The 26,930-nt window shown below is 48.2% G+C and carries 12 protein-coding genes and 1 pseudogene; 6 read left to right on the forward strand and 7 right to left on the reverse strand.

Going from position 1 to position 26,930, the window contains the following annotated elements:
• Positions 1-11: 11 nt before the first annotated feature.
• The 5 genes from VIC_RS18700 to VIC_RS18720 are packed head-to-tail and all read left to right on the forward strand — an operon-like array spanning position 12 to position 16,913.
• Positions 12-12,005: a hybrid non-ribosomal peptide synthetase/type I polyketide synthase gene (locus VIC_RS18700; RefSeq protein WP_006961718.1), complete on the forward strand. Its 11,994-nt coding sequence runs from the start codon at positions 12-14 to the stop codon at positions 12,003-12,005.
• Positions 11,998-13,083, forward strand: coding sequence for a thiazolinyl imide reductase (locus VIC_RS18705; RefSeq protein ID WP_006961719.1), 1,086 nt, complete (start codon positions 11,998-12,000; stop codon positions 13,081-13,083). Before VIC_RS18700 ends, VIC_RS18705 begins: the two co-directional genes overlap by 8 nt.
• On the forward strand, positions 13,080-13,916 hold the full coding sequence (locus VIC_RS18710) for a thioesterase II family protein (protein WP_006961720.1): 837 nt from the start codon (positions 13,080-13,082) through the stop codon (positions 13,914-13,916). The genes VIC_RS18705 and VIC_RS18710 overlap by 4 nt, the downstream gene beginning before the upstream one ends.
• Positions 13,909-15,309 (forward strand): salicylate synthase, encoded by a 1,401-nt coding sequence (locus tag VIC_RS18715; RefSeq protein ID WP_006961721.1) that lies wholly within the window; start codon positions 13,909-13,911, stop codon positions 15,307-15,309. Before VIC_RS18710 ends, VIC_RS18715 begins: the two co-directional genes overlap by 8 nt.
• A complete protein-coding gene (locus VIC_RS18720) occupies positions 15,306-16,913 on the forward strand; it encodes a (2,3-dihydroxybenzoyl)adenylate synthase (RefSeq protein ID WP_006961737.1) in 1,608 nt (535 codons plus the stop codon). The genes VIC_RS18715 and VIC_RS18720 overlap by 4 nt, the downstream gene beginning before the upstream one ends.
• Before the next feature lie 55 nt (positions 16,914-16,968).
• Here VIC_RS18720 and VIC_RS18725 read toward each other — a convergent pair whose 3' ends face one another.
• Both VIC_RS18725 and VIC_RS18730 read right to left on the reverse strand, forming a co-directional pair.
• Positions 16,969-18,657: an ABC transporter ATP-binding protein gene (locus VIC_RS18725; protein WP_039952194.1), complete on the reverse strand. Its 1,689-nt coding sequence runs from the start codon at positions 18,655-18,657 to the stop codon at positions 16,969-16,971.
• Positions 18,650-20,302: an ATP-binding cassette domain-containing protein gene (locus VIC_RS18730; protein WP_006961753.1), complete on the reverse strand. Its 1,653-nt coding sequence runs from the start codon at positions 20,300-20,302 to the stop codon at positions 18,650-18,652. The genes VIC_RS18725 and VIC_RS18730 overlap by 8 nt, the downstream gene beginning before the upstream one ends.
• Positions 20,303-20,831: 529 nt before the next feature.
• Here VIC_RS18730 and VIC_RS18735 point away from each other — a divergent pair.
• Positions 20,832-22,391, forward strand: coding sequence for a methyl-accepting chemotaxis protein (locus VIC_RS18735; protein ID WP_006961754.1), 1,560 nt, complete (start codon positions 20,832-20,834; stop codon positions 22,389-22,391).
• An 85-nt stretch (positions 22,392-22,476) separates the two neighbouring features.
• Here VIC_RS18735 and VIC_RS18740 read toward each other — a convergent pair whose 3' ends face one another.
• From VIC_RS18740 to VIC_RS18760, 5 genes and pseudogenes are all read right to left on the reverse strand, one after another.
• On the reverse strand, positions 22,477-23,157 hold the full coding sequence (locus tag VIC_RS18740) for a DUF1826 domain-containing protein (RefSeq protein ID WP_006961755.1): 681 nt from the start codon (positions 23,155-23,157) through the stop codon (positions 22,477-22,479).
• A 357-nt stretch (positions 23,158-23,514) separates the two neighbouring features.
• Positions 23,515-24,392: pseudogene (locus VIC_RS18745) on the reverse strand (6-pyruvoyl trahydropterin synthase family protein).
• 394 nt (positions 24,393-24,786) lie between these two features.
• On the reverse strand, positions 24,787-25,485 hold the full coding sequence (locus tag VIC_RS18750) for a VC0807 family protein (RefSeq protein ID WP_006961757.1): 699 nt from the start codon (positions 25,483-25,485) through the stop codon (positions 24,787-24,789).
• Positions 25,486-25,664: 179 nt separating this feature from the next.
• On the reverse strand, positions 25,665-26,447 hold the full coding sequence (gene map, locus VIC_RS18755; protein WP_172974080.1) for a type I methionyl aminopeptidase: 783 nt from the start codon (positions 26,445-26,447) through the stop codon (positions 25,665-25,667).
• Positions 26,440-26,664, reverse strand: a complete 225-nt coding sequence (locus tag VIC_RS18760) for a ParD-like family protein (protein ID WP_006961764.1) — start codon at positions 26,662-26,664, stop codon at positions 26,440-26,442. The genes map and VIC_RS18760 overlap by 8 nt, the downstream gene beginning before the upstream one ends.
• Positions 26,665-26,930 lie beyond the last annotated feature (266 nt).

The raw sequence follows: 26,930 nt of genomic DNA on the forward strand, positions 1-26,930 counted from the left end.
AGAGGATAACCATGGACAACAATCACTTATATGACAATTGTGACCCGATTGCGGTCATCGGAATGGCGTGTCGGTTCCCCAAAGCTCCAAACATAGACGCTTTTTGGCACAACCTGACTAATGGTCTTTCTGGTCAATCTTTCTTCAGTGCTCAAGAGTTACAAGCAGCGGGGGTCGATGCCAACGTTTGTCAGAGAGAGCACTTTGTTCCAAGCGGAGCCGTTATTGATAAACCCGAGTACTTCGATGCCGCTCTTTTCGGCTATTCGCCTGCTGAGGCAACCTCTATCGATCCACAGCAACGCCTTTTCTTACAAAATGTATGGCACGCGCTAGAACACGCAGGTTATGCCCCAACGCAAGCGCCATCAAGAACGGGCGTCTTCGGCGCAGTAAGAACCAGTACCTACCCTTCCTTTGAAGCATTCGATGTCACTCAGGTTGGGCAAGTAAAAGGGCTACAGGCGTTATTAGGCAATGACAAAGATTATCTCGCGACCCGAGTCGCACATAAATTCAACTTCACGGGCCCGGCTTTTACTGTTCAAACCGCCTGCTCCAGCTCATTGGTTGCAGCGCACCTTGCTTGTGAAAGTCTAAGGTCTGGTGAGTGCGATATGGCTATCGCGGGTGGCGTAGCTGTATCGTTCCCACAAATTTCAGGTTATGAATATCAGCCTGGCATGATTTTCTCGCCTGATGGCTTATGCCGCCCCTTTGATCAACAGGCCAACGGTACTTTTGGTGGACATGGCGTTGGCAGTGTCGTATTGAAGCGACTAGATGATGCCATTGAAGCCGGTGATAACATCCTCGCAGTTCTGCGTGGCAGTGCCATCAACAATGATGGCCAGGATAAAGTTGGCTTCACCGCCCCATCAGTGAATGGCCAATCTCAGGTTCTGGCAGATGCACTTCACCTCGCAGACGTCCAACCCGATGAAGTGGAGATGATTGAGACTCACGGAACCGGTACCAAACTCGGCGACCCTATCGAAGTCACCGCCATTAAAAATGCGTACTCACGCAGTTCTGGCGCGCCAGTATGCCACTTGGGTTCAGTCAAAAGTGGACTTGGACATTTAGATACCGCAGCGGGTATTGCCTCACTGATTAAAACAGTATTGTCGGTATCACGAAAAAAGATCCCAATGTCATTGAATATTGCCCAACCCAATCCTGAACTTCGCTTAGATGGTTCCGGCTTTGACTTGGCAACACAAACACTGGACTGGCGGAATTCCATCCGTACCGCCGCTGTCTCTTCATTTGGCATCGGAGGCACTAACTGTCATATGCTGGTGCAATCTTCGCCAGAGCAAAACAATACTTTTCAGCCACTCACAGCAGAGAACACAGATATTCCCCTGCTCCTATCTGCCAATTCTCCTAAGTCTCTTCGTGAAATCGCTCGTCGTTACTCCGAGCACTTGGAGCAACACCCTAATTCTGCCGACGTTGCTTACTCAACCTTGCGCTCTCGTTCATTAGATTTGCCGCATCGATTGGCCATCATTAATACCACTCAAGCAGAATCGGCACTCCGTGCATTTGCTGAATCCGGCGAAGCGTCCCATCAGGTGCGAACAGGCCATGTCCAGTCGCGCACTAAGCTGGCATGGACATTTACAGGGCAAGGCAGTCAGTTTGCAGGGATGGGTGAAACTTGGTACCAAACCAGTGAGGCTTTCCGACACAGTATCGATCTCAGCCAGTCCTACACAAAAGGCAAGCTTGAAGCACCTCTGACTGAGATCATGTTTGGCTCAGGCACACACCTGCTTTCTCGCACCGATGGCGCTCAGGTAGCAATTGTCGCCTTTGAGCTGGCGTTAGCGGCTCACTGGCAGTCGAGGGGAATCACTCCAGACGTTGTTTTAGGCCACTCTGTCGGTGAGATCTCAGCGTGCGTCATTGCGGGATATTTGAGCCACCAACAGGCAATTGAGCTGGTCATCGAACGCGGCCAGCGAATGCATCAATGTACTCAAAATCAAGACGGCGCCATGCTCGCGGCTTTCGCGCCATTTGGACAGCTGAACACCATCCCATCTCTGGCGGAACTGGATCGAGCGGCCCATAACGGTGCTGCACATTGGGTCTATTCGGGAGATATTGAGAAGGTTGAACAGGCGAGTAAAGAACTCGACGCTGCCGACATTCCATATCGTCAATTAGAGGTCCCTTGCGCTGCACATTCAAGGCATCTCGATTCGATGTTGTCGTCCTACGCCAACTTCACTGAACACCTGACTCCGACTCAAGGAAAAATTTCGCTGATTTCAGGCGTAACAGGCCAAGTTATCCGCTCAATGAGCGAACTTAACGCCGACTATTGGACACGTCATGTTCGAGAATCGGTTCAGTTTCAACCAGCCATCGAGCAGGCGCTTGCATTAGATTGTCATGCTTTTATGGAAATCGGCCCTAAGCCTCACCTTACGTCCATTGGCCGTCGTGAAACCTGGACTTCAGCGTCGTTCTGGCTCCACGCTGACGATAAGAATGTTTTGAGCGAACTCTTTACACTCGGCGTAGATGCCCCTTGGAAGGACGTCTTCGACAATGTCGGAAGACTATGTGAATTGCCTCTATATGTCTTTGACGAACAAAGATACTGGGTCGATTCTCACAAAGACAACAAACAGCAGCCATTAATCAGTCCAGAAACCGTCACGACATACCCTCTGGAACCGTTAACACTGCGCTGCGCAATCATAAAAGACTTCCTGAAAACCTGCACCAAACGCGACTCCTTCAGCCTTATCGAAATTATTCGAGGCGGAAGAATACTTCCTCGCCATCGACATCATATCAAGGCGCTATTAGATCTCTTGGTGACACAAGGGTACTACCACAAACAAGACAAGCAGTGGGTGCCGTCTGAATCCATACTGCCAAGTGCCAACGTTATTGCTCAACACTGGTTGTCCGACACAGGTAATCAGGACTTGGTCAGTGTCCAGCATTCCTGTACACACCTGTTAGCTTTAGGGCAAGCCCTACCAGAATTAATGCGCCAGCTCGACCATGCAGAAAGTCTGCGCAAGCAATTGGCACCATTGCTGGATGACGACAGTTCAGCGCCAGTCAGCCCATGCCATGATGCAGAGGTAACTTGGCAAAACACGCACTCAAGCCTCATCTATCAAGACTGGTCAACAGTGGCTGAACACTCTGATTTACGTGCGGCCATTCACCACCAATGTTCACAGTTCCTGCCAAGCGGTTTCAAAGATAGCGATCTATCGGTGTCGTCTAAATATGGGCTCAAAGATGTGTCGAGAGTCGCCATCAACCGACTAAGCAAAATGTGGGGACAAGATGTTTATGACTTGCGAGCACAAGCCCCTAAAGGGCACTGGGAATGGCTTGCCCGATTTGAGCCTCAGGCAAGCAAAAAAGATGACCCAGCGGAGCTGCTCCCTTCACCACACAATCGTTATCACTGGCAAGCTAGTCCTGTTGAAGCAAACCAACAGCTCAATCCGATCACCGCTGAACAAGTGGCATCGGCATTCAATCTACGAGGAACAATCCATAAGACGGCAACAGATCAGGGCATACTTGCCTTACCTTCGACGTCATTATCAGAAGCGGTCACACAGCTTGCTCAACTCTTAGGCAATAGCCCTGATAACTTGTGGATACTGACTTGTGGTGCAATGAAAGTCGCTACTAACGACATCACAGAGCCTAATGCAACTGCCTTGTTGTCTCTGATACGCGTTGCGCGTGCAGAATATCCCAACAAACGCTTTTTCGTTCTGGATACACCAGATAGTTGCGCGGAAGAAGTTGCACAAGCACTAGCTCATGCACCATTTTCTTCGGCTGGCGATCTTGCCTATCGAGATAATCAATATTGGGCCTATCAACTTGAGCATGCACCAACCAATGGCGACTCAATTCCGGCGTCTTGGTTCAATGCCGATGGCAGTCATCTCGTGACGGGTGCGATGGGGGGAATTGGCCGCTTAGTAATTCGTTGGCTGGCCTCTTCCGGAGTCAAGCATGTCATAGCGATTGGCCGCAACCAGCACTCAGACTGGTCAGAATTTTGTGCCCAAATGGCTAACTTCGGCTGTCACATCGAAACACATTTGGTCGATTTAACCGTGAGTGGAGAGCTGGCTAACCTTCTCAACCAGCTGACTGATAGGCGGGTTGTGGCAGGCGCCATTCATGCCGCTGGTAATCCTCATCATGGTCTGATCGACCAGTGGGATTCACTGACGGCAGAACAGGTAATCCGAGTAAAAACCGAGACCTTCGAAACACTTTATCATTGGTTAGAGGCTCGACAGGCGGGTTACCTGATCGGCTTTTCTTCAGTCGCCACTCTCGGCGCTCCGGCACAAGGGCTGTACGCTGTCGCCAATGCATTTCTTGACGGTTTTGCTCAGTCTCATCATGCCGATGGACACTGTCGTGTCATGAGTCTGGCTTGGGGGGCATGGGATCACATCGGCATGACCCGCGACGCTGCACTGGTCGCCAAGCTTAGCCAGGAAGGAATGCATACGCTGTCTCCAGCCGAGGGCCTTTGGCACCTAAGTCAAAGCTTATTAATGGGGAGCGAGCATGCCTTTGCCATGAATATAAGCTCAAATTCCGCTCAATTTGCCAAATATTTTACGATGGATTCACAAGGGACAACCGTTTCTGCTTGTGCAGCTTTAGCCGTTGAGACGGTAGCGACAAACTCGTGGCTTCAGGATCGGGTGCGATACCAATTAGGCTTGGCTGAAAATTACCTGCTGGAACCTCAACAGGACCTTATGCAGCTAGGTATGGACTCGTTACAATTCCTGGAGCTCAATGCTGCGATACAGAAGCAATTTAACGTTAAGCTAACGGCTGAAGAGGCGTATCAGGCAATGACTATCCAGGGGCTGGAAGCATTAATTGATACCAAAAGTCATGACGCAGTGCCTCAGCAGTCCCTGCCTTTTGTAATCGAACCGGATCAGCAGCATCTGCCGTTCCCACTGACTCCCATCCAGCATGCCTACTGGGTAGGCCGCGAGTCTTGGGTCCCTTATGGGGGGATCGCATGTAACGTCGTTTTTGAGTGGGATCTATCACACTCTCAGTTTGATATTCAGCGGCTAGAAACGGCGTGGAATGCGCTGATACAGCGCCACGATATGTTGAGAATGTCCGTCTTACCCACTGGTGAACAAGTCATCTTAAAAGACGTTCCCAATTACACATTCTCCACTCAGAACCTATCTCGTTTAGATGACAACGCCAAAACACAGGCATTAGCAGAAACTCGTCAGACAATGAGCCAGCAAGTCCGTCCTGCAACTCAGTGGCCTTTGTTTGATGTGCGTATCAGCAACCTTACTGAACACCAATATCGACTTCATATGAATCTTGATTTGCTTCAGTTTGATGTCCAGAGTTTCAAAATCATGATGGATGATCTAAATCGCGCTTACCACGGCGAAGATCTGCCTCCACTTTCCCTTTCTTTCCGGGACTATGTGGTTCATGAACAGGCGTTAAAAAGCCAGCCCGACTGGCAGACTTCCTGGAATTACTGGATGGAGCTGATTCCATCAATACCTAAAGCGCCTCAGCTACCACTAGGTAATGTGGCTGATTCGTACAAGCCCGAATTTGTGACTCGAAAAGGCAGCTTACCAAAAGCCCAGTGGTCGAATCTGAAATCACACTGGCAACAAGCCGGTATCACACCGTCTGCAGGCTTACTGACGTTATTCTCTCACATATTAGCCAAGTGGTCAGAATCCCTTGCTTTTACGCTGAATATGACCTTCTTCAACAGACAGCCGTTTCATCAGGATGTACAAGACTTAATTGGTGATTTCACATCTGTTCTATTGATGGATTTTGATTGGTCTCAAGATCTGAACCTGAAAGATCAATTTTCTCGCACTCAGGAAACGCTTTGGACCCGTCTGAGTCACAGCCAAGTCAATGGCGTTGAAGTGATGCGAGAGCTAGCAAAATACCGCAAAGCCGAAAAGCACATGACGGAGCAGGAAGCATCGCTCCCTATGACACCCGTCGTGTTTACTAGCATGTTGGGTATGTCGATGGACGGAATGGACATCGAAAAAGCAATGACACACTTGCTCGGCGATCCAGTTTATGTACTCAGCCAAACACCGCAAGTCTGGCTGGATCACCAAATCATGGAGGTTGATGGCGAACTAAAGTATCACTGGTACTGCATGGATGGCGTGATCGCATCAGATGTTCTGGATGAAATGTTCACGCTGTACGGTCAGTGGCTGTGTCAAATGGCAGAGGCGCCAACTGAATTCGAACGTACAAATCTAGTATCGAAATCAAAACCAGCATCGAAATCAGAACCAACATCATACGCAGCGACACTTCCTGAGATTAGCTCAGCGGTCGAAAATGAAGTGACCAGTGCTTGGTCATACTTAGAACATAAGGCACTCACCGGACTGTGGGCGACCCTGCATCAACATCAGTTGTTTAACAAGCGGAACCAACTGTTCAGCTACTCTGAGATCTTACAAACACTGCGCGCCGCACCAAAGCATCATAAGTTAGTTCAACTATGGCTGGATCAATTAGTAAGGGAAGGCTTACTCCATGTATACAATGGCCTCTATCAATGGCAAGGGGATGAGCCCGTTGTGCCAGAGTGTGAATTACCACAGAGCGACTGGTGTCAGCGTTTATCTCAATATCTCGACGAGTCCCTTCAAGCACACCACGAGTTATTGAGTGACCAAAAATCCGCACTGGAGATCTTATTCAAAGATAACCAGATCACTGATGCGCTATACAGAACTAATCCTTCTCTAAGGATACTCAACCAAAGCGCTGCCAATCTCATTTCGGCTCTGGGAGAGGAAAAAGGAGCGCCACTAAAAATCCTAGAAGTGGGGGCAGGTACAGCAGCAACGTCTACTGCTGTTCTTAGCAATGCAGCCCGATACATTGAGCACTATCGCTTCACTGACGTATCGCATGCTTTTTTGAACGAGGCGAGGCAGTCTTTAGCACAATACAACCAAGTTGATTTTGGATGGTTAGACATCAACCTCGATATCGAACCAGAAATGCAGGTAACAGGCGGTTACGACGTCATCATTGCAGTCAACGTTCTTCATGATGCAACGGACCTACCTGATACGCTTGAACGACTTAAAGGCATACTTGCGACCAATGGACATATACTGCTGATCGAAGCCACCGATCAATTCAGCCCGATGCAGCTCGCCACTGTTGGGTTTATCGAAGGGATCAACGCCTTTACCGATTTCCGTCAACATACAGGCAGCGCTATGCTCAACGCCAGTGACTGGCAGCGAGTACTTGGCGAGCAAGGTTTCATCACCGAATGTCGTTTCCCGGACTCTGAGCAATCAGTGTTGCGCCAACATTTGCTCTTAGCACGAACGACACAGAGTAAATCACCAGCGGAAAAACCTTCTGCTTACCCGTCCTACGATGAAAACGAAACACAAAAGGTGGTCGTAGAACCTCAGGCTACGCCAATACAAGATGTGCTCATGTCACGCATCGCTCAAATATGGACATTGTTACTCGGGCAGGAAGTGACTCCGCAGACAGACTTCTTCCAGTGCGGTGGCGACAGTTTAATGGCCACTAAGATGATTGTGGAAATCAACAAACAGGAGATCGCTCACGCTAGCTTGCAGCAGATATTTGAACAACCAACGCTCGAACAATTCGTTCAGGCGCTGGACAGCACGTTCGCTCCGCAAGCGAGCAATGAGCCACCCGAGCCTAACCCTGAAGAACAGAAGGTTCAGCAAATCTGGCAGGCACTCCTTAGCCAGGACATCACTTCGGAGACAGACTTTTTCCAGTGTGGTGGCGACAGTCTGATGGCGACCAAACTGGTCGTTCAACTGCAACAGGCGGGATTTGCAGCGGTGACGCTGCAGCATATCTTTGAGCAGCCAGTCTTCGCTCAATTCTGTGAGCATTTATTCAAGCCGGATGCTGAAGCAACGGTCAATGCACCGAAAGCTAATCGGGACTACCCATTGACTCCGTTGCAGAACGCGTATTGGCTGGGGGAGAGCAGCCTATTCTCTTTAGGTCAGGGAATTGCGCACTTTTACGCTGAGTTAGAAATTAAAGATCTGAACCGCTCAAAACTTGTCGACGCATGGAATACACTGATAAATCACCATGACCAGTTGCGTGGAGAAATCCATGAAGGGCATTACTGCATTCTTCAAGAAGTGCCCCATTATGAGCCTCACTATGTTGATCTGACACAGAGCGCTGAGTCGGACAAAGCACAATATTTAACCGAAGCACGATCTCGCATTGCCGCGCAAGGGGTAGCGACGGATTGCTGGCCTTTGTTCGACCTCAGCATTGTGAAAACAGATCAAGACACTCACCTGCTTCACCTTGTGGTTGATTTGGTCGTGGCAGACGGGAGAAGCCTCAACCTGCTATTCCAGCAGTGGCAACACTTATACGACAACCCATCAGTGGCTCTCGACAAACCCTTAATGACCATCGCTCAGTATCTGGAAAACAAAGCAGAACAAAGTACCAATGGTTCGAAACAAGCCGCTCGCCAATACTGGAACGATCGCTTGCCGACTATGCCGGATGCTCCTGCACTTCCCTTAGCGGATTCAAGAGGTGACAGTTTGGATCAACGCGTGCTGACGCACCGTGTATCTGCACAAAACTGGAACCTGCTTCAGCGTCAGGCGTTTGGTCACAATGTGTTACCTTCTATGGCAATGCTAACAACGTTCTGCCTCGTGTTGCGTCGTTGGAGTGATACAAACCACTTTTCGTTAAATGTCTTGCACAGCAATAGACCCGCTAACGAACCTGATTTAGCCAATTTGGTGGGGAATCTATCGACGACATCCATGCTGGAAGTAGACATCAGTGAGGAACCAGCCTTACTTGCTCTTATCCAGCAAGTTCAACAGCAAATGTCAGACGATCTTGCCCATGCCGAGTTTGACGGTCAGGACGTCTTAACCGAAAAGAACAGGCTCAATCGTAACTTCAGCGCTGGTATGCCAGTGGTCTTTAACGATACCGTATCGGTAGGCCAGCAGAGCTCTATGACTATGGGAACGCTTCGCGATTTCGGAGCGCAAACGCCGCATGTTTACTTAGATGCGATGTTAATTTCCTCACCTTGCGGCGGCATAGACATCAAATGGACCGTACAACACGATCACCTCAAGTCAGGCGTCTTCGAGGCTATGTTCCATGCCTATATCAAGGCTGTAGAATCGCTGACGAGCAGCAACTGGCATGATGTACTGACTCTGAGCTTATCCGACAATCAATGGGGGCATCAGCCAAACACTCAACCTAACCTCATCGAAGAGCCAAGCGGTTCAAGACCTCAGACCTTACTGGAAATGATCAAGCAGGGCACCGAGGCATATCCGGAAAGAATCGCAATTCAACAAGGTGAACTCTTCCTAACGTATCAAGACGTTTGGAATGCAGCGAGTGTACTCGCGGCAGACATTGCGGCCAAAGACGATGATGCACCTTTGGTCGCCATTGTGATGAACAAAAGTTGGGAACAAGTAGTTGCAGTGATAGGAATCTTGATGGCTGGTAAAGCTTACCTGCCTATAGACGCCGACTATCCTCAAGCAAGAATCCATGCATTGCTTAATCAGGGACAAGTCACAACCGTTGTTGCTCAACAGGCGTTAACAGACGCTCTGGAACCTTATCGTGTCCTCACCCCATCAATCAGCCACACGGAAAACAACACATTCAAACCTAAGGCGCTCAAACCATCTGATCTAGCCTATGTAATCTTTACGTCCGGCTCTACCGGGCAGCCCAAAGGCGTGATGATGGATCATCAAGCGGTGATCAATACGCTTGTGGACGTAGAAAATCGTCTCACTCTCAATAGTGACGACAAAGTACTGGCAATCTCCGCGCTCAATTTTGATCTGTCGGTGTTTGATCTGTTCTCAACCCTTCACTGCGGGGCTTGCCTTGTGATACCTGAGGTATCACCAGCCAAAGATCCTGATGCCCTAATTCAACTAGCCGAAAGCGCACAGGTCACAATCTGGAATAGTGTTCCGGCGTTTGCTCAGCTATTAGCCGATGGGCTGGCAGCGCAATCTTCAGTGCTTCCATCATTGCGTCATATTATGATGAGTGGTGACTGGATTCCTGTGTCCCTGCCTGAACAGCTGAATACCCTTGCACCCAACGCTAAGCTACTCAGTCTGGGCGGTGCGACAGAAGCAGCCATTTGGTCAATTGCCTATCCCATCGAAGGGAGTCACTCGGATCGCACTAGTATCCCTTATGGGCAGGCGCTAACTAATCAAGCCTTTTTCGTCCTAGACAGAGAACTCAAGCCCTGCCCTAACTGGGTTTCTGGTGAACTTTATATCGGTGGTGCTGGCTTATCACTTGGCTATTGGCAAGACGAAGCGAAAACGCAGGCCGCGTTCATCATCCATCCAGAATCCGGCGAAAGATTGTATAAAACCGGCGATCTGGGGCGCTACCAAGACGATGGCAACATCGAATTCTTAGGCCGGAACGATCATCAGGTCAAAATAAACGGTTACCGGATTGAACTTGGTGAGGTGGAACATACGTTGCGCCAGTGCCCGAATGGAGGGTTGAAAGATCGCCTGCAAAACGTAATCGTTCAGCCTGTCGCGATTGAAGGTGTAGGTGCGAGATTAGTTGCATATATCGTCAGTACACAGCACAAGTCTCAAGACGCGGCACATTTACTCGACTACACGAGAAATAATCTGCCCACTTATATGTGCCCGGTGCAAATAGTCTCGCTTGACGCTATTCCCCTGACATCTAATGGAAAAGTAGATCGTAAAGCTCTGCCGACTCCGGACGTTGAGATCAACGCGAATTCGCGCCCTCCAATGACGGAGACAGAAGAACAGATTGCAAAGATATGGCGTGACTGTCTGCAGCAACCTTCCATTCCAGCCAATCAAAGCTTCTTCGATCTGGGAGGAAATTCCCTAGCTGCTGTGCGGGTCATAAGTCGAATCAACACACAGTTAGCAAGCCAGCTTACCGCTGGGCACTTGCAGTCTCATGACACCATCGAGCGATTGGCGTCGCTGATCGATCATCAGACAACGGATGAGTGCTCTAAGCCTGTGTTACTCAACCCTGCCAATGAGGCACACCCAGCTCTGTTTATCGTACATCCGATTGGTGGACACCTACTCAGTTACCAGCCTCTAGCCCAGCGATTAGAGCACGTTTCGTTATACGGATTGGCTTACCCAAACACGGGATCCGAGCACGATGAGTTGGGCGTGAAACAACTCGCACAGCACTATCTAAACCAAATCCAAAAGATTCAACCACATGGACCCTATCGTCTGGCGGGCTGGTCATTTGGTGGCATCGTCGCTTATGAGATGGCGCATCAGTTGATAGAGAAAAAGCTGGAGGTTGAAGAGTGCATCTTAATCGACAGTTACAAGCCAACCCCTCGAAAAGAGGTGATGTCTGATGAAGAAGTACGTCGTCATTTTTATGCTGATGTTATAGGCCGTTTCCCGCAGCTTACACAGGCCGAGGCGCCAGATCTATCAACCGACGACACACTCTGTGCACATCTTTCTTCAGCGTTTGGCCATATCACAGCAATTGAGGATGTAACGACAGATAGCGTGCAGCGATTACTTGATGTTTATCGCCGAAATCTGTCCGCCATGTTGTCGTATGTCGTGCCTGAACTCACCTCTGTGAACACAACCCTGATTGCCGCAGGGCAGAATAACCATCTCGATTTCATGAGTTATCAAGATCCTGACATTGCGCGCTGCCCTCATCATGGCTGGAAAGATGTGTGTGACCTTACCGTTCATGAGCTGAATGGCGATCACTATACCTTGCTGCAAGAGCCTAACGTGAGTGAGTTGGCCAATACGCTTGCTTCTTTACTTCGCCGAACTCTCAAGCGCAATCAGAGTTCGCAATCTTCCACTACGGAAACCCTAGAAAATGAATAAAACAAAAAAAGTCATCATTGTTGGCGCCAAATTTGGAGAGCTTTACCTCAATGCATTTATTGATCCCCCCGAACATCTGCAACTGGCAGGTCTGCTTTCAACGGGCAGCCCACGTTCACAGAGCCTTGCTAAAGCGTTCGGCGTGCCTTTATATCAGAACGTTTCTGATTTGCCACAAGACATCGATATTGCCTGCGTAGTCGTTCGAGCCTCCGTTATCGGAGGCAGCGGTAACCTGATCGTAGAAGAACTGCTAGAACGTGGCATCAATGTCATTCAGGAACACCCAGTGTCAATTCAGGAGATGACGCGCCATCAACGTCAGGCTGCACAGCATCAGGCACACTATTGTGTCAATTCTTTCTATGCCGCCTCGGCGGCAGGACAAGCTTGGTTAGCCAGTGCCAATCATCTCAGACAAAGTACAGGCAAAAGCCCGAGCTACGGTAACATCACCACCAGCAGGCAGCTTTTGTACTCAACACTGGATTGGCTACTGCAAAGTTTTGGAGCTCAAGCAGAGGCGTTAACACCTGAATTACTGAGCAAACAACCTCAGTTTGATGTAATTAATTTGCGTTCAAAATCCGGTCACTATTTATTGCAGTTGCAAAACTATCTGGATCCCCGCGACCCTGACATGCATAGCCTGGCTATGCATCGAATGATGCTTGGCTGGGAGAATGGTTACCTTTCACTGGCAGACAGCTACGGCCCAGTCACCTGGACACCTGTACTCCATGCCAACAACCACCAAAACGATCATCTCAGCCTGTATCAGCGTGCAGGCACACCTGAAGGTGATTACCTTCAGGCTCCAGCGACCCAGATGCTCTACCAACAGAGTGCTTCACGACTCGATACATTCGAAACACTGGGGCCAAAGGGCGTAGAAAAAACGCTGAGCCTGTTCGCTCGTCAAATTGACGGGGAACCCGATATCACTTCGTTGACTTTCACTCATCAACAAAATGTCGCTCGCCTATGGGAAGAGATCTTAACCTTATGTGGACCTGTTAGAGAGTGCTACTTAAAGCCAGCCGATACCATTCACTTCGCATCGGGAGGTGAAGCATGACCACACCAGCCTTCAAAACCTTATGTCAGCGAGGAACGATTGTTGATGAATTATGGGTGCTCTGCCCCTTTGCTGGCGGCAGTCACAGCGCATTTAACAGTTGGGCCTCCTTGAAAGAAAACGACTTGCCCAATAATACGCAGGTCCTTCTGGCCACCTACCCTGGCCGCGATCAACGGATGAAAGAACGCGCCCTCTCTAGCATCGGTGCGATCGCCTGTGATGTGTTTGATGCACTAATGGCACGTATGGCTTCGACACCACAAAGCCAAACGCCACGTTTGCGTATTTGTGGACACAGTATGGGCGCACAGGTTGCCTTTGAAGTGTGCAAACATTTCGAAGACCATTACGGCTCATCGACACCAGTATCACAGCTGGTTTTATCAGGTTGTCATGCCCCTCATCTCGAAAGCAGGCGCAAACTGAGCCACCTTAACGACCAAGACTTTGTCGAACAGTTGATAGAAATTGGCAGCGGCAGTCCTGTGCTTAAACAACACCCTGAACTGCTGGCACTCTTTTTACCTATGCTCAGGGCAGATTTCTCAGCCACAGAAAACTATCTAACGACTCAGGGGAACGCACCTAAATTAGCGTACACCCCCTGCACTTTGTTGTTCGGTGAGCAAGATCCTGAGGCATGGTCTAGCGAAGTGACCGCTTGGCAAGACTGGCACACATACCCGGAAATGACTTCCGTATCGGGTCTTCCCGGTGATCATTTTTACATTACAGCTCAACCAACACAGTTTATTCAGAGCGTGATTACGCATGCTCATGATGCCCCTCACGCATCTCATTACGAATTTGGAGAACATCATTATGGCTAAGCCTGCTATTACTCAATATCACAACCACATCATTCCACATCAATGTAACCCTCTAGCCATAGCGACTGAGCTCAGTATCGCTGAGTTTTGCCATGATTATGTGGTGTATGAACACGACAAAGAATGGTCAATCGGTATCAATAAACTGATACAACTGACCGTCGATACACAAGGCAGGGTCACTGACTTTTCTGGTCACGTTCATCAGCCAGAACAAGACATGATTTGTGACACCATTCATCAGGCTACCCAAGCCTTACCTTGGAAAGATTGGCGTGTATTTGGCCGAGTCGATTTCGAGTTCAGCCACTTTGCCCATCATCTGGCTCAGAAAGAGGCAAATCGCACTCTGCTTGAGCTATTTGTTGCTCAACATGATATTCGGATTTCGAATGATCAACTCGCTGTACGCACAACCGATAACTCAATATTACCTGAGATTCATGAAGCGATAGCACGAGCATCCACGCCTCTATCCCTACCCAAGCCAATGGCACCACTCACTCAAGCTGACATTCTCAACCATCAGCAAATTCAGCACGACTATCAAACCATGGTCGCTTCAGCAGTCAGAGAAATCGTCGCGGACGACTATAAAAAAGTCATCTTGTCGCGCTCAGCCACCCTGCCAGCAGCGATTGATATTCGTCGCAGCTTTGTCTCTGGACGTCGTAACAACACGCCAGCCCGATCTTTCATGCTGAAACTAGGTGAGCTTGAAGCCTTTGGGTTTTCACCTGAAACCGTATTGGAGGTCGATAATCTTGGTCATTTAAGCACTCAGCCTTTAGCAGGTACTCGATTCCTGCCGACCAATCCCGCGGAAGCACAGAGACTGAAACGAGAGCTGACGACGGATCCAAAAGAAATTGCAGAACACGCCACATCGGTTAAATTGGCCGTTGAGGAACTTGAACAGGTTTGCGATCGAAGCACAGTTAATGTCGCTGAGTTTATGGACGTATCTGAACGCGGCACGGTTCAGCATCTTGCTTCACGTGTGACTGGGCAACTGGCACAAGGAAAATCAGCATGGCATGCATTTAAAGTCCTGTTTCCGGCGATCACAGCATCGGGAATCCCAAAACGAGAAGCCATTGATGCCATCGCACGCTTTGAACCTAATGCGCGTGGCTTGTACAGCGGCAGTGTCTTAATTGCCGATCAGGATGGGTTCTTTGACGCCGCGTTGGTGCTACGTGCAGCTTACAAACGTCACTCCGTATCTATGCTACAGGCCGGAGCTGGAGTCATCAGCCTATCCACCCCAGATAGAGAGTGGGAAGAAACGTGCGAAAAAATGGCTTGTGTCCTCGACCACCTGATTTTTGAGGCACCAGAGGAAGACCAGCCTTCTCCGACAGCTCAGCGTAATGAAGAGGTGAAAGCATGACACTTCTCAAGGAAATGGAGCCTGTTATCCCTCATCGCTATGAAAAAAAGCAAGAGTACGAACAAGCTGGCCTCTGGGAACAAGTACCGCTATGGCAATTATTGTGGTCTCACTGCGCAGATACACGCAACCAAGTCGCCGTCAGAGATGACAGTCGGTCTCTGACTTACGAGGAGTTAATCAGTGAGGCAGACCAAATCGCTCAAGGGTTAATATCTCAGGGCTGGGCAGTGGGTGATCGTATCGTGATGCAGCTGACCAACTCCTGTGAGTTCGCCGTCACGCTCTTCGGATTCCTGCGTGCGGGGCTCATTCCGGTCATGGCATTACCCGCACATGGCCTAGCTGAAATAGAGCACTTCATGCGTGTCTCAAATGCTCAGGGTTATGTTGGAGAAGGTCAGATTGGCGAGCAAATCATGGCGAATCTCAACAAACAGACGGCTCTCAAACTCTACTTAGTGAATCAATTCTCACCAACTTGTGCTTTGCCTCGCTCAGCCGCTACCAACTTCGTCCCTGCGAAAATTGATCCAGCAGAAACCGCTTTATTTTTGGTCTCCGGAGGCACAACCGGACTGCCTAAGTTGATTCCCAGAACTCATAACGACTACCTCTACAATATTCGCTGTTGTTGCAGCGCGAGTGAAGTGACAGAAAAAGAAATCTACTTAGCCGTTTTGCCTGCTGCTCATAATTTTACCCTAGGTTGCCCTGGGTTTTTAGGCACCTTGTCAGCAGGCGGTGAAGTTATTTTTACCCAGTTGGCTAGCCCTGATCACTGCTTTGAACTTATCCAACAGTACGGTGTGACAGCAACAGCTCTTGTTCCCGCTCTGGCACAACTATGGACCGAGGCGACCCAATGGGAAGAAGCTGATTTGACCAGTCTCAGGCGTATCCAGGTGGGAGGTTCTAAGCTTGCGTATAGCGACGCGATAGCAATGCAAAAAGTCTTTCCGGGAGTCTTGCAGCAAGTCTTTGGTATGGCGGAAGGCCTGATTGCCTGCACCCGTCTCAGCGACACACCCGAGGTTGTTGCCTCAATGCAAGGTAAGCCTGTCAGCCAGTGGGACGAGGTACGTGTTGTTGACGCTGACGGCAAGGACGTTGAACTGGGAGAGGAGGGCGAACTGTTAACCCGAGGCCCTTACACACTCCGTGGCTACTATCGTGCTCCTGAACACAATGCCCGCTCATTTACGGAAGATGGTTTCTATTGCAGCGGGGATAAAGTACGCATGAATGACCAGCAATACCTCTCTGTCACAGGCCGCATCAAAGATATCGTTAATCGAGCAGGTGAGTGCATTGCTGCTGACGAAATCGAAGAGCAATTGCTGGCTCACCCTAAAATCGCTCAGGTTGCGGTTGTTGCAGTCCCTGATCCGCATCTAGGTGAGCGAATAGGAGTGGCAGCGGTAGGACGCGATGCGTCTTTGACACTGCAAGATTTGAGACAATTCCTACTTCAACAGAATCTAGCGACATTCAAGATGCCCGATGAATTGTTGTTGGTTTCGACACTGCCAAAAACAGCAGTAGGAAAAATTGATAAAAAAGCTATCCTGGGTCCATCAGGCACTCCTTGGCATCTAGGCTAATTCCATAAAAAAGCCTCGCTTTACAGCGAGGCTTATGCTTTGAATTCCGGTGCGGCTAGGCGATTTGACCGGCTTGCCACAATTGTTGATAACCCCCTTTTTCAGCCATCAACGTGTCATGCGCTCCGTAATCGGTAATTTCACCATTATCTAAATAGTAAATCGTATCCGCGTCTTGAACGGTTTCTAACCGGTGAGCGACTGTAATAACGGTCTTTCCTTCAGATAACCGAGCAATCGACTCTAACACCTCGTTTTGCGTAGTCTCGTCGAGAGCCGAGGTAATCTCGTCCAATAAGAGAATCGGCGCATCATGCAGCAGCGCACGAGCAATTGAGACCCTCTGACGTTCTCCACCAGACAATTGGTTACCGTTTTCACCAATATGTGTATCAAGACCTTCAGGTAAACCCGCAACAAAGGCAGCCAGACCCGCAGCCTCAATAGCTTGTTGCAACTCCTCATTACTCGCTTCTGGTTTAGCAAGTAACAGGTTGTCACGCAAACTGCCACCGAGCAGTTGAACATCTTGCGTGACATATGAAATCAGCTTATACCAGTGATGTGTTCCGATCTCATCAATACTGCGTCCGCCAATATTCACCGTTCCCGAAGAGGGGATATGGAAAGCGGCTATGGCATCCAGAAGACTGGATTTCCCCGCACCACTTGGGCCAACAAAAGCGACACGATGTCCTTCAGGGATAGTGACATTTACGCCACTCAGTATCCTTTGCTCATCAATGGAAAGGTGCATGTTATCAATCACGATGTCATGATGAATCGGCGCAACCCCTTTCGCTGTTTGTTGTGGCAATTGAGCGAGCGCCAGTAGGCGGTCGGCAGCATTAAGCATGTATCGTAATAAAGCAGCGTATACTGTCATACGGGTTAAAGGGCGAATACAAATCACACTGGCCACAATCACGACTAAACATTCCGGCCATGTCAGCTGACTAGATTGTAGGAACATACTTGCGAGGCCAAGATTCAAAACCAGCGCAAGCTCCGTAATCAATGTGGCGATAAGAACACCCATTCCCCCAGCCCACTCCAGACCAAGACCCGCGGCTCGTTGTTGCTCTATCTTTTCACACAGTGGTTCCGCCAGACGCTCACTTTGAGCAAATCCACGAAGCATTGGCAGACAATCGACATATTCCAGAAGTCGACTGGAGACTTCAGTATTCATGCTGTGCTGGTGCTTTGCCCGTTGACTGAATGTCCTTTCTGCGAGAGCTAACGCACCCAGCGCCAGAACAAACGTTCCCAAAGTCACAGCACCCAATACAGGATGAATGAAGCTAATCACCAGTAGCATCGCGAATGGCGCGACCCACGCCGAAATGAAATCCGCTAACAGATGACTGAATATATCTTCAAACTGCTTCAAATCTGCAGTCAGAAGTTTCATTTTTTCACCTAAACGTTTCCCTTTTAGTGCTGCAAGCGGTTGTCTTCGAATATCAGTCAACAACTGGCTTCTCAGCCCATGGGTGATTTCATAGGCGCCGAGAAACGTCTGCTTGGCACTCTGACCAACCCACCATTGGCCCGCCACCACCATCAGTGATATGACTCCTATCGTCATCCAAGAAACCAACTCGGGGACCAAAAGCCAAGCAAATAATGCCCCAAACACCAACAGAGGTAATGCCTCAACCACAAGCTTTCCGGCAAGTCCAATCCAGAACTGCCGCGCACTGATACCACTATGACGTATCAAGATCTGAATATTAGTCATGACGACTCTCCTGCACTTCCCCTGCCTCCACTCGTAAACGGCGATTAACCTGCTGAACACGAGTCGCACGGTGACTGATAATTAACTGAATCTGTTCAGGGTGAAATTGACGAAGTCCTTCCAGAACCGTTTGTTCTGAGATTTGATCAAGATGCGCTGTCGCTTCATCTAAAATTAAAACGGGGGTTTTGGCTAACGCAGCCCTAACGATCGCTAATCGCTGCATTTCTCCACCACTGAATAAACGCTGGGCTTCTCCAATAGGTGAATCTAGGCCTTGCGGCAATTTCAGAACTAGTTCTTTCAGTCTCATGAGCAACAGCAGTGACCACAGCTCATCATCACTTAACGCCTCTCTAACCAGTGAAAGATTGTCACGTAATGAACCGGAGAAGAACACCACCTGTTGATCGACGGAAGCAACATAACGGCTGCGTGTTACATCATCCCAATCCTTCATTGATACGCCATTCACATGCCACTCACCGCCGTCCGCTGTCAGAGCCCCACTCAAGGTCATCAGCCAGGAACTCTTGCCTACTCCAGACTCCCCTTCGATCGTCACCCGTTCACCAGGATAAAACTCAACATTGACTTCGTTTAATAGCGGGTTGTCGGCGCGAGAAAGAGTCAACTGAGCGCAGGATAGGCTCTCAAGCGGTGCATCGTAACTTGGTACGACAGTCTGAGTAGTATGAAAGAAAGGTAACAGGCGATCGACAGCAACAAAAGATTGTTGGATCTGAGAAAAGACCTGAGTTAGATCCAGCCAAGGTTTTAAAATACCCGCACTGATACATACCACCATAACCAATTCTGCATGCGACAACTGTCCCATTTGCACAAATGCTATCGCCGCAGGTACAACCAACATGAGTGATGCCTGAGCCAGAGTGACAAAAGTCACCCACGCCCCAACCATCATGCGAGTATAGCCAGTCACAATTTTATTGTGTGAGCGAATTGTGCGGCTAAGTGCCAAATAAGAATCTGCATCTACTGAGAACAGTTTCATTACGCCAATACTACGCAAAAACTCCATCTGCGCTTGATGCATATTGGCAACGATCTGCATGTATTTTTCTTGGCGATGACGGAATCCACTCATCAACATGATCTGAACGCCCAGTGCCACAGGCAGTGGTAACAGGGCGATAAGCGCCAGACGCCAGTCTATGTAACCCATCAGAATGGTGAGCAATATTGGCATCAAAAGACCGTTAATCACGTCAGTGCCATGATGGGCAATGAGAGGCTCAAGACTTTGGCAGTCATCTGACAAACGCTTTTCGATATCTCCTCGTTTCTGACTTCGGAGTTGTTCGATCTTCATGGATGCTAAAGCACGAACAATGTGCTGACGTGTCTTTTGAATAATCTGATACGCTGCTAAATGCGCCAGCCAAACCGCAAAAGCGTACAACCCGTAACGCCACAGCAATGCAATAACGAATACAAGCAGATATAGAATTGGAGATTCTCCAGAAGCCATGGCTTCGAGAGAAAGAAACAAACATACCCAAGGCACGACTTCTACCAGACTGCACATGACGGCGCTGCCCAATGAAAAGGCGATTTGACGACGCTCACTCTGCAGCATGACTTTGAGTGCTTCGCCACGACTCATGTCCTTTGACAGTAACATACATACTCCCGACAAATGGAGAGTATTGTCCGGCAGTTTGTCTTGAGCCACTAACGTAATAAGGCGTTAAAATAACGACTTCCGTCCTTATTGCTGTACTACTCGACAAGAAAGAAATGACGAAGCATTACTTGTCTCAGAACTCTCACACTAAGGCGTATCTCTTTATTCACTGTTGGGGAAAGACCATCTGGCATCTGGAGAATTGGTAGGGTTCAAAATTCAACAGAGCAATCAACCGGTATTAAGTTGGCCGTTCCGCTAGCTCAATAGGTGTGCAGTCATTGCCTATGGTTGGTACATGAAAAACAATCTATAGCTCCGCCTTCCGACAACACAGACACCCCGATAATTCATGGACGTTACTTCACAAAAGTGTGACACCAAATTAGAGTTTTCATTCTGATAACTAAAGTTATTGAAATTTATGCAGACAAACTATCTATAAGATTTGTTGCTTATCATAAAAGCTATCTTTTATTGGGCATCAACAAACATTATTAAGCAGATTTGCATAGAGACGTTCAGAATGAAGAAAATAATCCTAATCGCGGTTTGTATCATGTTTGGCATTGCGGTGGCCGCCAGCATGATCTCAACCTACCTCATATCCAGCCAGAAAATCGATGAGATCATACTCCATAAATCACAAGTCCAAGCCGAATTCCTCGCTGGCAATGCAGGCTACATTCTTGAAAACTCACAACAACCTCTTAAAGACCTGCAAGCGTTAGTCAGCAAGCTGAAACAACGCTCTGATGTTAGCTATGCGATTGTTATCGATAGCAATGTCACCGCCGTTGCTCACAGTGACAAACAGAAGCTCAATAAAACTTATGAAGACAGCTACACCGTAGATGGAGCAACGAGAGGCGTGCAGCAATACTCGAAATGGTATGCAGATGTACAACAAGTATGGGTGTACGACATTATGGCGCCAATCTATGTTGACGGTAAGCTATACGGCACCTTTGACATTGGTATTCCTATTACCGAAGTCAGTCAGGCAACCAATGGTATTGTGGCGTATCAGTTGACATCTATGGTGGTGATCTTTGTGATTTGTGTGGCGCTGCTCTTCCTTCTGCTGGGCAAGTTGATGCAACCTCTTTCGGTACTGAAAAATGCTCTGCATGATATCTCTCAAGGGAACGGTGACTTGACGGTTCGCCTCCCTATTAAAGGAAATGACGAAGTCGCTCAGATTTCTTCTGCATTCAACGTCTTTGTCAGCAAAGTCCATGAGATCATTTCTCAAGTGGTCAGCACTGGCGCGGAACTTAACAACTCGGCGATCGCTCTTCGTCAACAATCTCAACAAGCACTGACAAGAGGACAAGAGCAAAACGAACAAACCATGCTGGTTGTGACATCAATGAACGAGATGATCGCGACGGTCAATGAAATCGCATCCAATGCCGCTGGCGCCGCAAATGCTGCGAGCACAGCAACAAATGAAGCCCAAGAGGGCCACAAAACCATCGAGAGCACGACCACTGCGATTACCAACTTAGAAACCGAGATGAACAGCACGTCGAATATCATCGTCAGCTTGGCCGAGAATACTCAGTCGATTGGTTCTATTCTCGATGTGATTAGAGGGATTTCTGAGCAAACCAACTTATTGGCTTTGAACGCTGCTATCGAAGCAGCTCGTGCCGGTGAAGCTGGTCGAGGGTTTGCTGTTGTTGCTGATGAAGTACGTAATCTAGCAACCAAAACCGCTCAGTCGACCGATGAGATTGATGCGATGATTAATCAACTGCAAACCGAAGCTCAAAGTGCAGTGAGCTCAATGAACAATAGTAAAACCTTGATTGTTCAGGGTACGTCACAAACTCAATTGGCACGACAATCACTGGAAGAAATCACAACCCAAGTGATGACCATTTTGGATATCAATACGCAAGTAGCAACCGCCACAGAGCAGCAATCTACCGTGGCCAATGAGATCAACATGAACATGGACACAGTGAGCAACTCAGTGAAACATGGCCTTAGTGCCAGCGAACAGCTTGAGCAATCCAGTCAGCAACTCGCAGAGCTTTCACAAGTGCTCGACAGCCATGTGGGTTCATTCAAAATCTAATCCGCCCTATACCGTCGACTCGATACGATCGAAAAAGCCAGTAACCACAGTTACTGGCTTTTTTATTTGCATGCCATCAAGCGGCTTAGCCGAAGTCCAACGTCATCAGTAACCTTGGTTGATCAGACACATTCGAAGGCGAGCGATGTACTAAGCCTGTCTCTTCATTGCCTTCCCATCGTCCACCCTTTAGCAGCGCGACATCGCCGCAAACAAGCTGCTGAATATCCGACTCCTGACGATATAAACCAGAGACTGAATCCGGCTGTCCGTTGGCGCCACGTCCTAGTTTTGTGCGATCGAGTACGTGGTTGGGTAACCATTGAGTCGCAACACCATGGTATGTGGTCACTAAACGACAAGGCACTTGGTCAACATGAAAACGTGGGCACATAGCGCCGCTTAGTGTCGCTAAGCGCAGGCCTGCCTGCTCTATGTCGAACAGATAGCAAAACATATCAACCAGCTCAGCCATGTTTTCTAATAGCTTTTTAGGCGCGGTGCCATCTGTCGCGTAATCTAGCGCTTCATAAGCCGATTCTGGCGATAGAGTCAGAGATTTGCTGAGATTCGGATTTGCAGCAACAAATTGGCTTACATCATCAACAAATGCCTGATCAAAGTGACGTCGCCAAATCGCAATGTTGACCTCGTCCTGATAGATGTCTCCCAACACAGTCGGTTGCTCCCCTAAACTGAAACTGGGCACCTCAATTGACGTATCTTGGGTACTGATGACCATCGGTTCAGCGACAACTGCATTCATTGCATGACCTCCTATGCGGCAAACGTATCGTATTCCTTTTACAACCTTGCCTGTTATCGATTGATAGCAGCAAGGATAACCATTGAAATGTTATAACATAACAAATAGAAAAACAAAAACAGCTTGCGGCCCAAGATTTACCGAGATGAATGTATAAGCTTTAAACAAAGGTGGCAGGCGCCGAGTGCAACTCATTGAGTTTGAAAGGCATTAGCATGAAAACCAATCGCTGGTCTTCAAGAAGAGAGATAGGTAAGCCCGCCAGATAAGATGCTCAACCTTCTCTCCAGAGAACGTTGAGCGAGTAAGCGCTGTAATAAATGAAACGCGAAGCGGGCTATAAGCGACTTAATTCGACTAGCGGAACGCCATGGCACCCTTGCCTACGCCTCATAAGCGATGATCTGCAAGGATTGATTAGACTCTAGGCTTGGCTTTACTTGATCAGCGATGTAGCCAGCTAACAGTTCTACTGTAGTATCAGTTGGCAGAATTTCGGTTTCACTCTTCGCAATAGCTAACTCAAATTCGCCCTGTGGCGCAGTATAGCGGAACCCATAATGGCTCTCGTCTGAGATAAGTTGGGCATTTGAGCTCAAATTTAGCCTCGTTACAGATACCTGATCTTCAACAGAACCTAAATAGATATCTTCCCAACGTTTTGCGAACGCCGCTTCTTTCTCACTATCACGCTGACCATCCACCAATATTTCAACCGGAGAGCGGTGACCATGCGCAATGCGCTGGCAGTTACCATCGTGCTTTTTAAGGCCATGAGTGTAGTGATAAAACGCGCCGGTAATATTTTCGTGGCGAAGTGTGATTTCTAGTCCCGTCACGTTGCTTGGCAGGTTATCACGGAGGATGTGATAAACGTGCTCAGTCAGACTTTCGATAGTGATCTCTTCTGCATCAATTAAGCAGTACGCTTCATTCGGGCATTGAAGGTGGATGCTTTTGTTGTCACGCATGACATCCAGTGTGGCATAACCGGGCTTGCTTGTGTTGTGAACGACAGCAGCGCTTTTCATCGGCACCAGCAGACGGTGATCAACATGCAGATCGACGAGGTGTTTAATCTGCTTCTTTACCTTGCCAAAGTCTAACACCATGCTCATTTCATTGAGCTCACCCGACAAGGTCGCATCTAAAATCCAACTATCTCCCACGATGCCTCTGTGTTCACAAATGAATGAAGAATCGATAACGGTAAGATCTCTTACAAATAGGTTCAAGTTGAACTCCTTACTACTTTAATGAGATACGGGAGGCTGATTAACATTTCAGCAGGCACTTCGTCTCATTATTTGTGGTTGAATGAATTGGAGTGGCAGGATGTTACAACGGCTTTGCGAAGTCCACCTTTTTTGAATCTCTTTCACAAGAAAAGTGCAATCTCTATGCAATAGTCGCTAAAAGTCATGTAATTCTCTAGGCAGCCACACCTTAAGCGGGGTTAGACTCTACATTTTAGGCTATCAGAGGAAAACCCGCTTTATTCCTTCGCTGCACCTATTTCAGCCTCTAATGCTGTTCATGCCAGTCAAAAACAAACAAGCCTGAACGCTTATCCGCTCAGGCTTGTTTGGTGTATCTATGTTCTTCGGCTTGAATCTACCGATGCGATATCTACTTGTTGGTATGGAATATCTGCTCGGTTTCAAGAGAAGTCATTGCTCGGATTTGACGCCATAGGTAATAGAAAATACCGAACATCATCAACATGCTTGGAATCGCAATGGCTGGGTAGCTGTACAAAGTGAGCTTGCCCAGCTGTTCGTTAAATTCAGGCGTGCCAGCAGGGCTGGTGACAATCCAAGTTGCGAGGAAATAGTTCATCGCAGAAGAAAACGCAAAGGTACTGGCGAATAGATAGTTTGATGACATCAGGCATCGCTCAAATTCTTGAGATTTACCGTTTTCTTCAAGGCGTTTGGTGATCAAAGAAAGGTTTAACACCGTGTCGTTCAAGAGCATCTTCTGCATTAGCGGGTAACGAGTGAAAGTAGAACCCAATACCGCTAAGCCGATCAGGCCAGGGATCAATGCTTCTTTTAGAGCTAACCAACGCGTGTCAAGCTCCAACAGACCGATGCCGCCCGTCAGTAACACACTGACAAAACCAAGCGCGGAAATGAAGTTGAACTTCTTATTACGGATAAGATCCATACCGCCGTAACCAATAGGGAAAAGCAAAGCGACCACAAGCGCCATTGCCGTGCCTAGGTGCTCTTCACCACTAAACTTCATCAATATGAATGAAGGGATGAATACGTTAAAAAGGATCTCAAATAATGGATTCGACTTTTTCGCCGTCGTGTTGCTCATAATTTCCTACTAACTCTATTATGTCGGCTGCTATTTACTTTGGGGGAAGTGTTCATTGCTTAGCGCGAGATGTAAAGCGCTAAAATGTCGAGTTGTGTAACGACTTATTAAATACATAAGCAACCAATACATTGACTCAAATGATACGTAACCCCACTCACGTCAACTCTATCACAACGCTAAGCACAGGACTTCTCTTCATTTCGCAGCGTCAGCACTTCATAACCCGTACTGGTTACCAGAACTGTATGTTCAGATTGGGCAGACAACTTTTTATCACGGGTCACCACCGTCCAGCCATCTTTCTTTGTTTTTACTCTCGCTGTTCCCTGATTGATCATAGGTTCAATGGTGAAAACCATGCCCTCTTTTAGAGTCAGCCCGTGATTGGGGATTCCGTAGTGAAGTACTTGAGGCTCTTCATGCATTTCGCGACCAATGCCATGCCCACAATATTCCCTAACAATGCTGTAGCCATGAGATTCAGCATAACTTTGAATCGCATGACCGATATCCCCCAGAGTGGCTCCGGGCTTCACTTGTTTGATTCCCTGCCACATGGCGGTGCAAGTCACTTCAACAAGCTTTCTCGCTAACGGAGTGGCATCAGGCATCACGTACATCTTGCTTGAATCTGCAATAAAGCCGTTCTTTTCCAGTGTGATGTCCAGATTGATAATGTCTTTAGGTTTCAAAAACTGGGAAGCTTTCGGGACTCCATGACAAACCACTTCATTGATCGAAGAGTTCAACACGTATTGATAGTCATACTGCCCTTTGCTGGCAGGGCGGGCTTTCAACTCATTAACAATAAAGTCTTCCACCTTATTGTTAATGTCCATCGTCGATACGCCGGGTTGCACGTAGCTATCGAGCATATGGAACACCTCAGCAAGCAGGCGACCAGATTCACGCATTAACTCTGCTTCTGCCGCCGTTTTGATAATGACGCTGTTATTCAACCGTTTCCCCTTCCGCTGATGCCACATTGGCTGCTGAGACTTCTGCCGACTTCATCAGGTCAGAAATAATTTGATTAAACGACAGCTGAGGATGTAGCTCTGCCAACATACCCATTTTGATCCAAAACTCTGCCTGAGAGTTAATCGAACGAGACATCACGGAGCTGGCTTTTCTGATCTCTTCATGCAGCTCATCTGAAATTTTGACAATACCCAATATTATACGCCTTATATACGAAGTGTATATTTATTGTATATATAGCGCTTAATCCGTCAAGCCAATTTCTGATCAGGTGAACAGAGGATTTGGAGCCTTGAATAGCAAACCAAAATACTCCTACTTGGGATTAATGGTCTAACCAGATATTGATAGCGAATCACTCACTCCTTACTGGGTTTGATAATGCGCTATTGTTCATATTGTGTAGGAGTATTCGCACATAATGACTGGTTGACAAATGAGCAACAGCTGTGGTGCTCTAG

Origin of the sequence: Vibrio coralliilyticus ATCC BAA-450 (genome assembly GCF_000176135.1) — a bacterium.
In the GTDB taxonomy this organism is placed as follows: domain Bacteria; phylum Pseudomonadota; class Gammaproteobacteria; order Enterobacterales; family Vibrionaceae; genus Vibrio; species Vibrio coralliilyticus.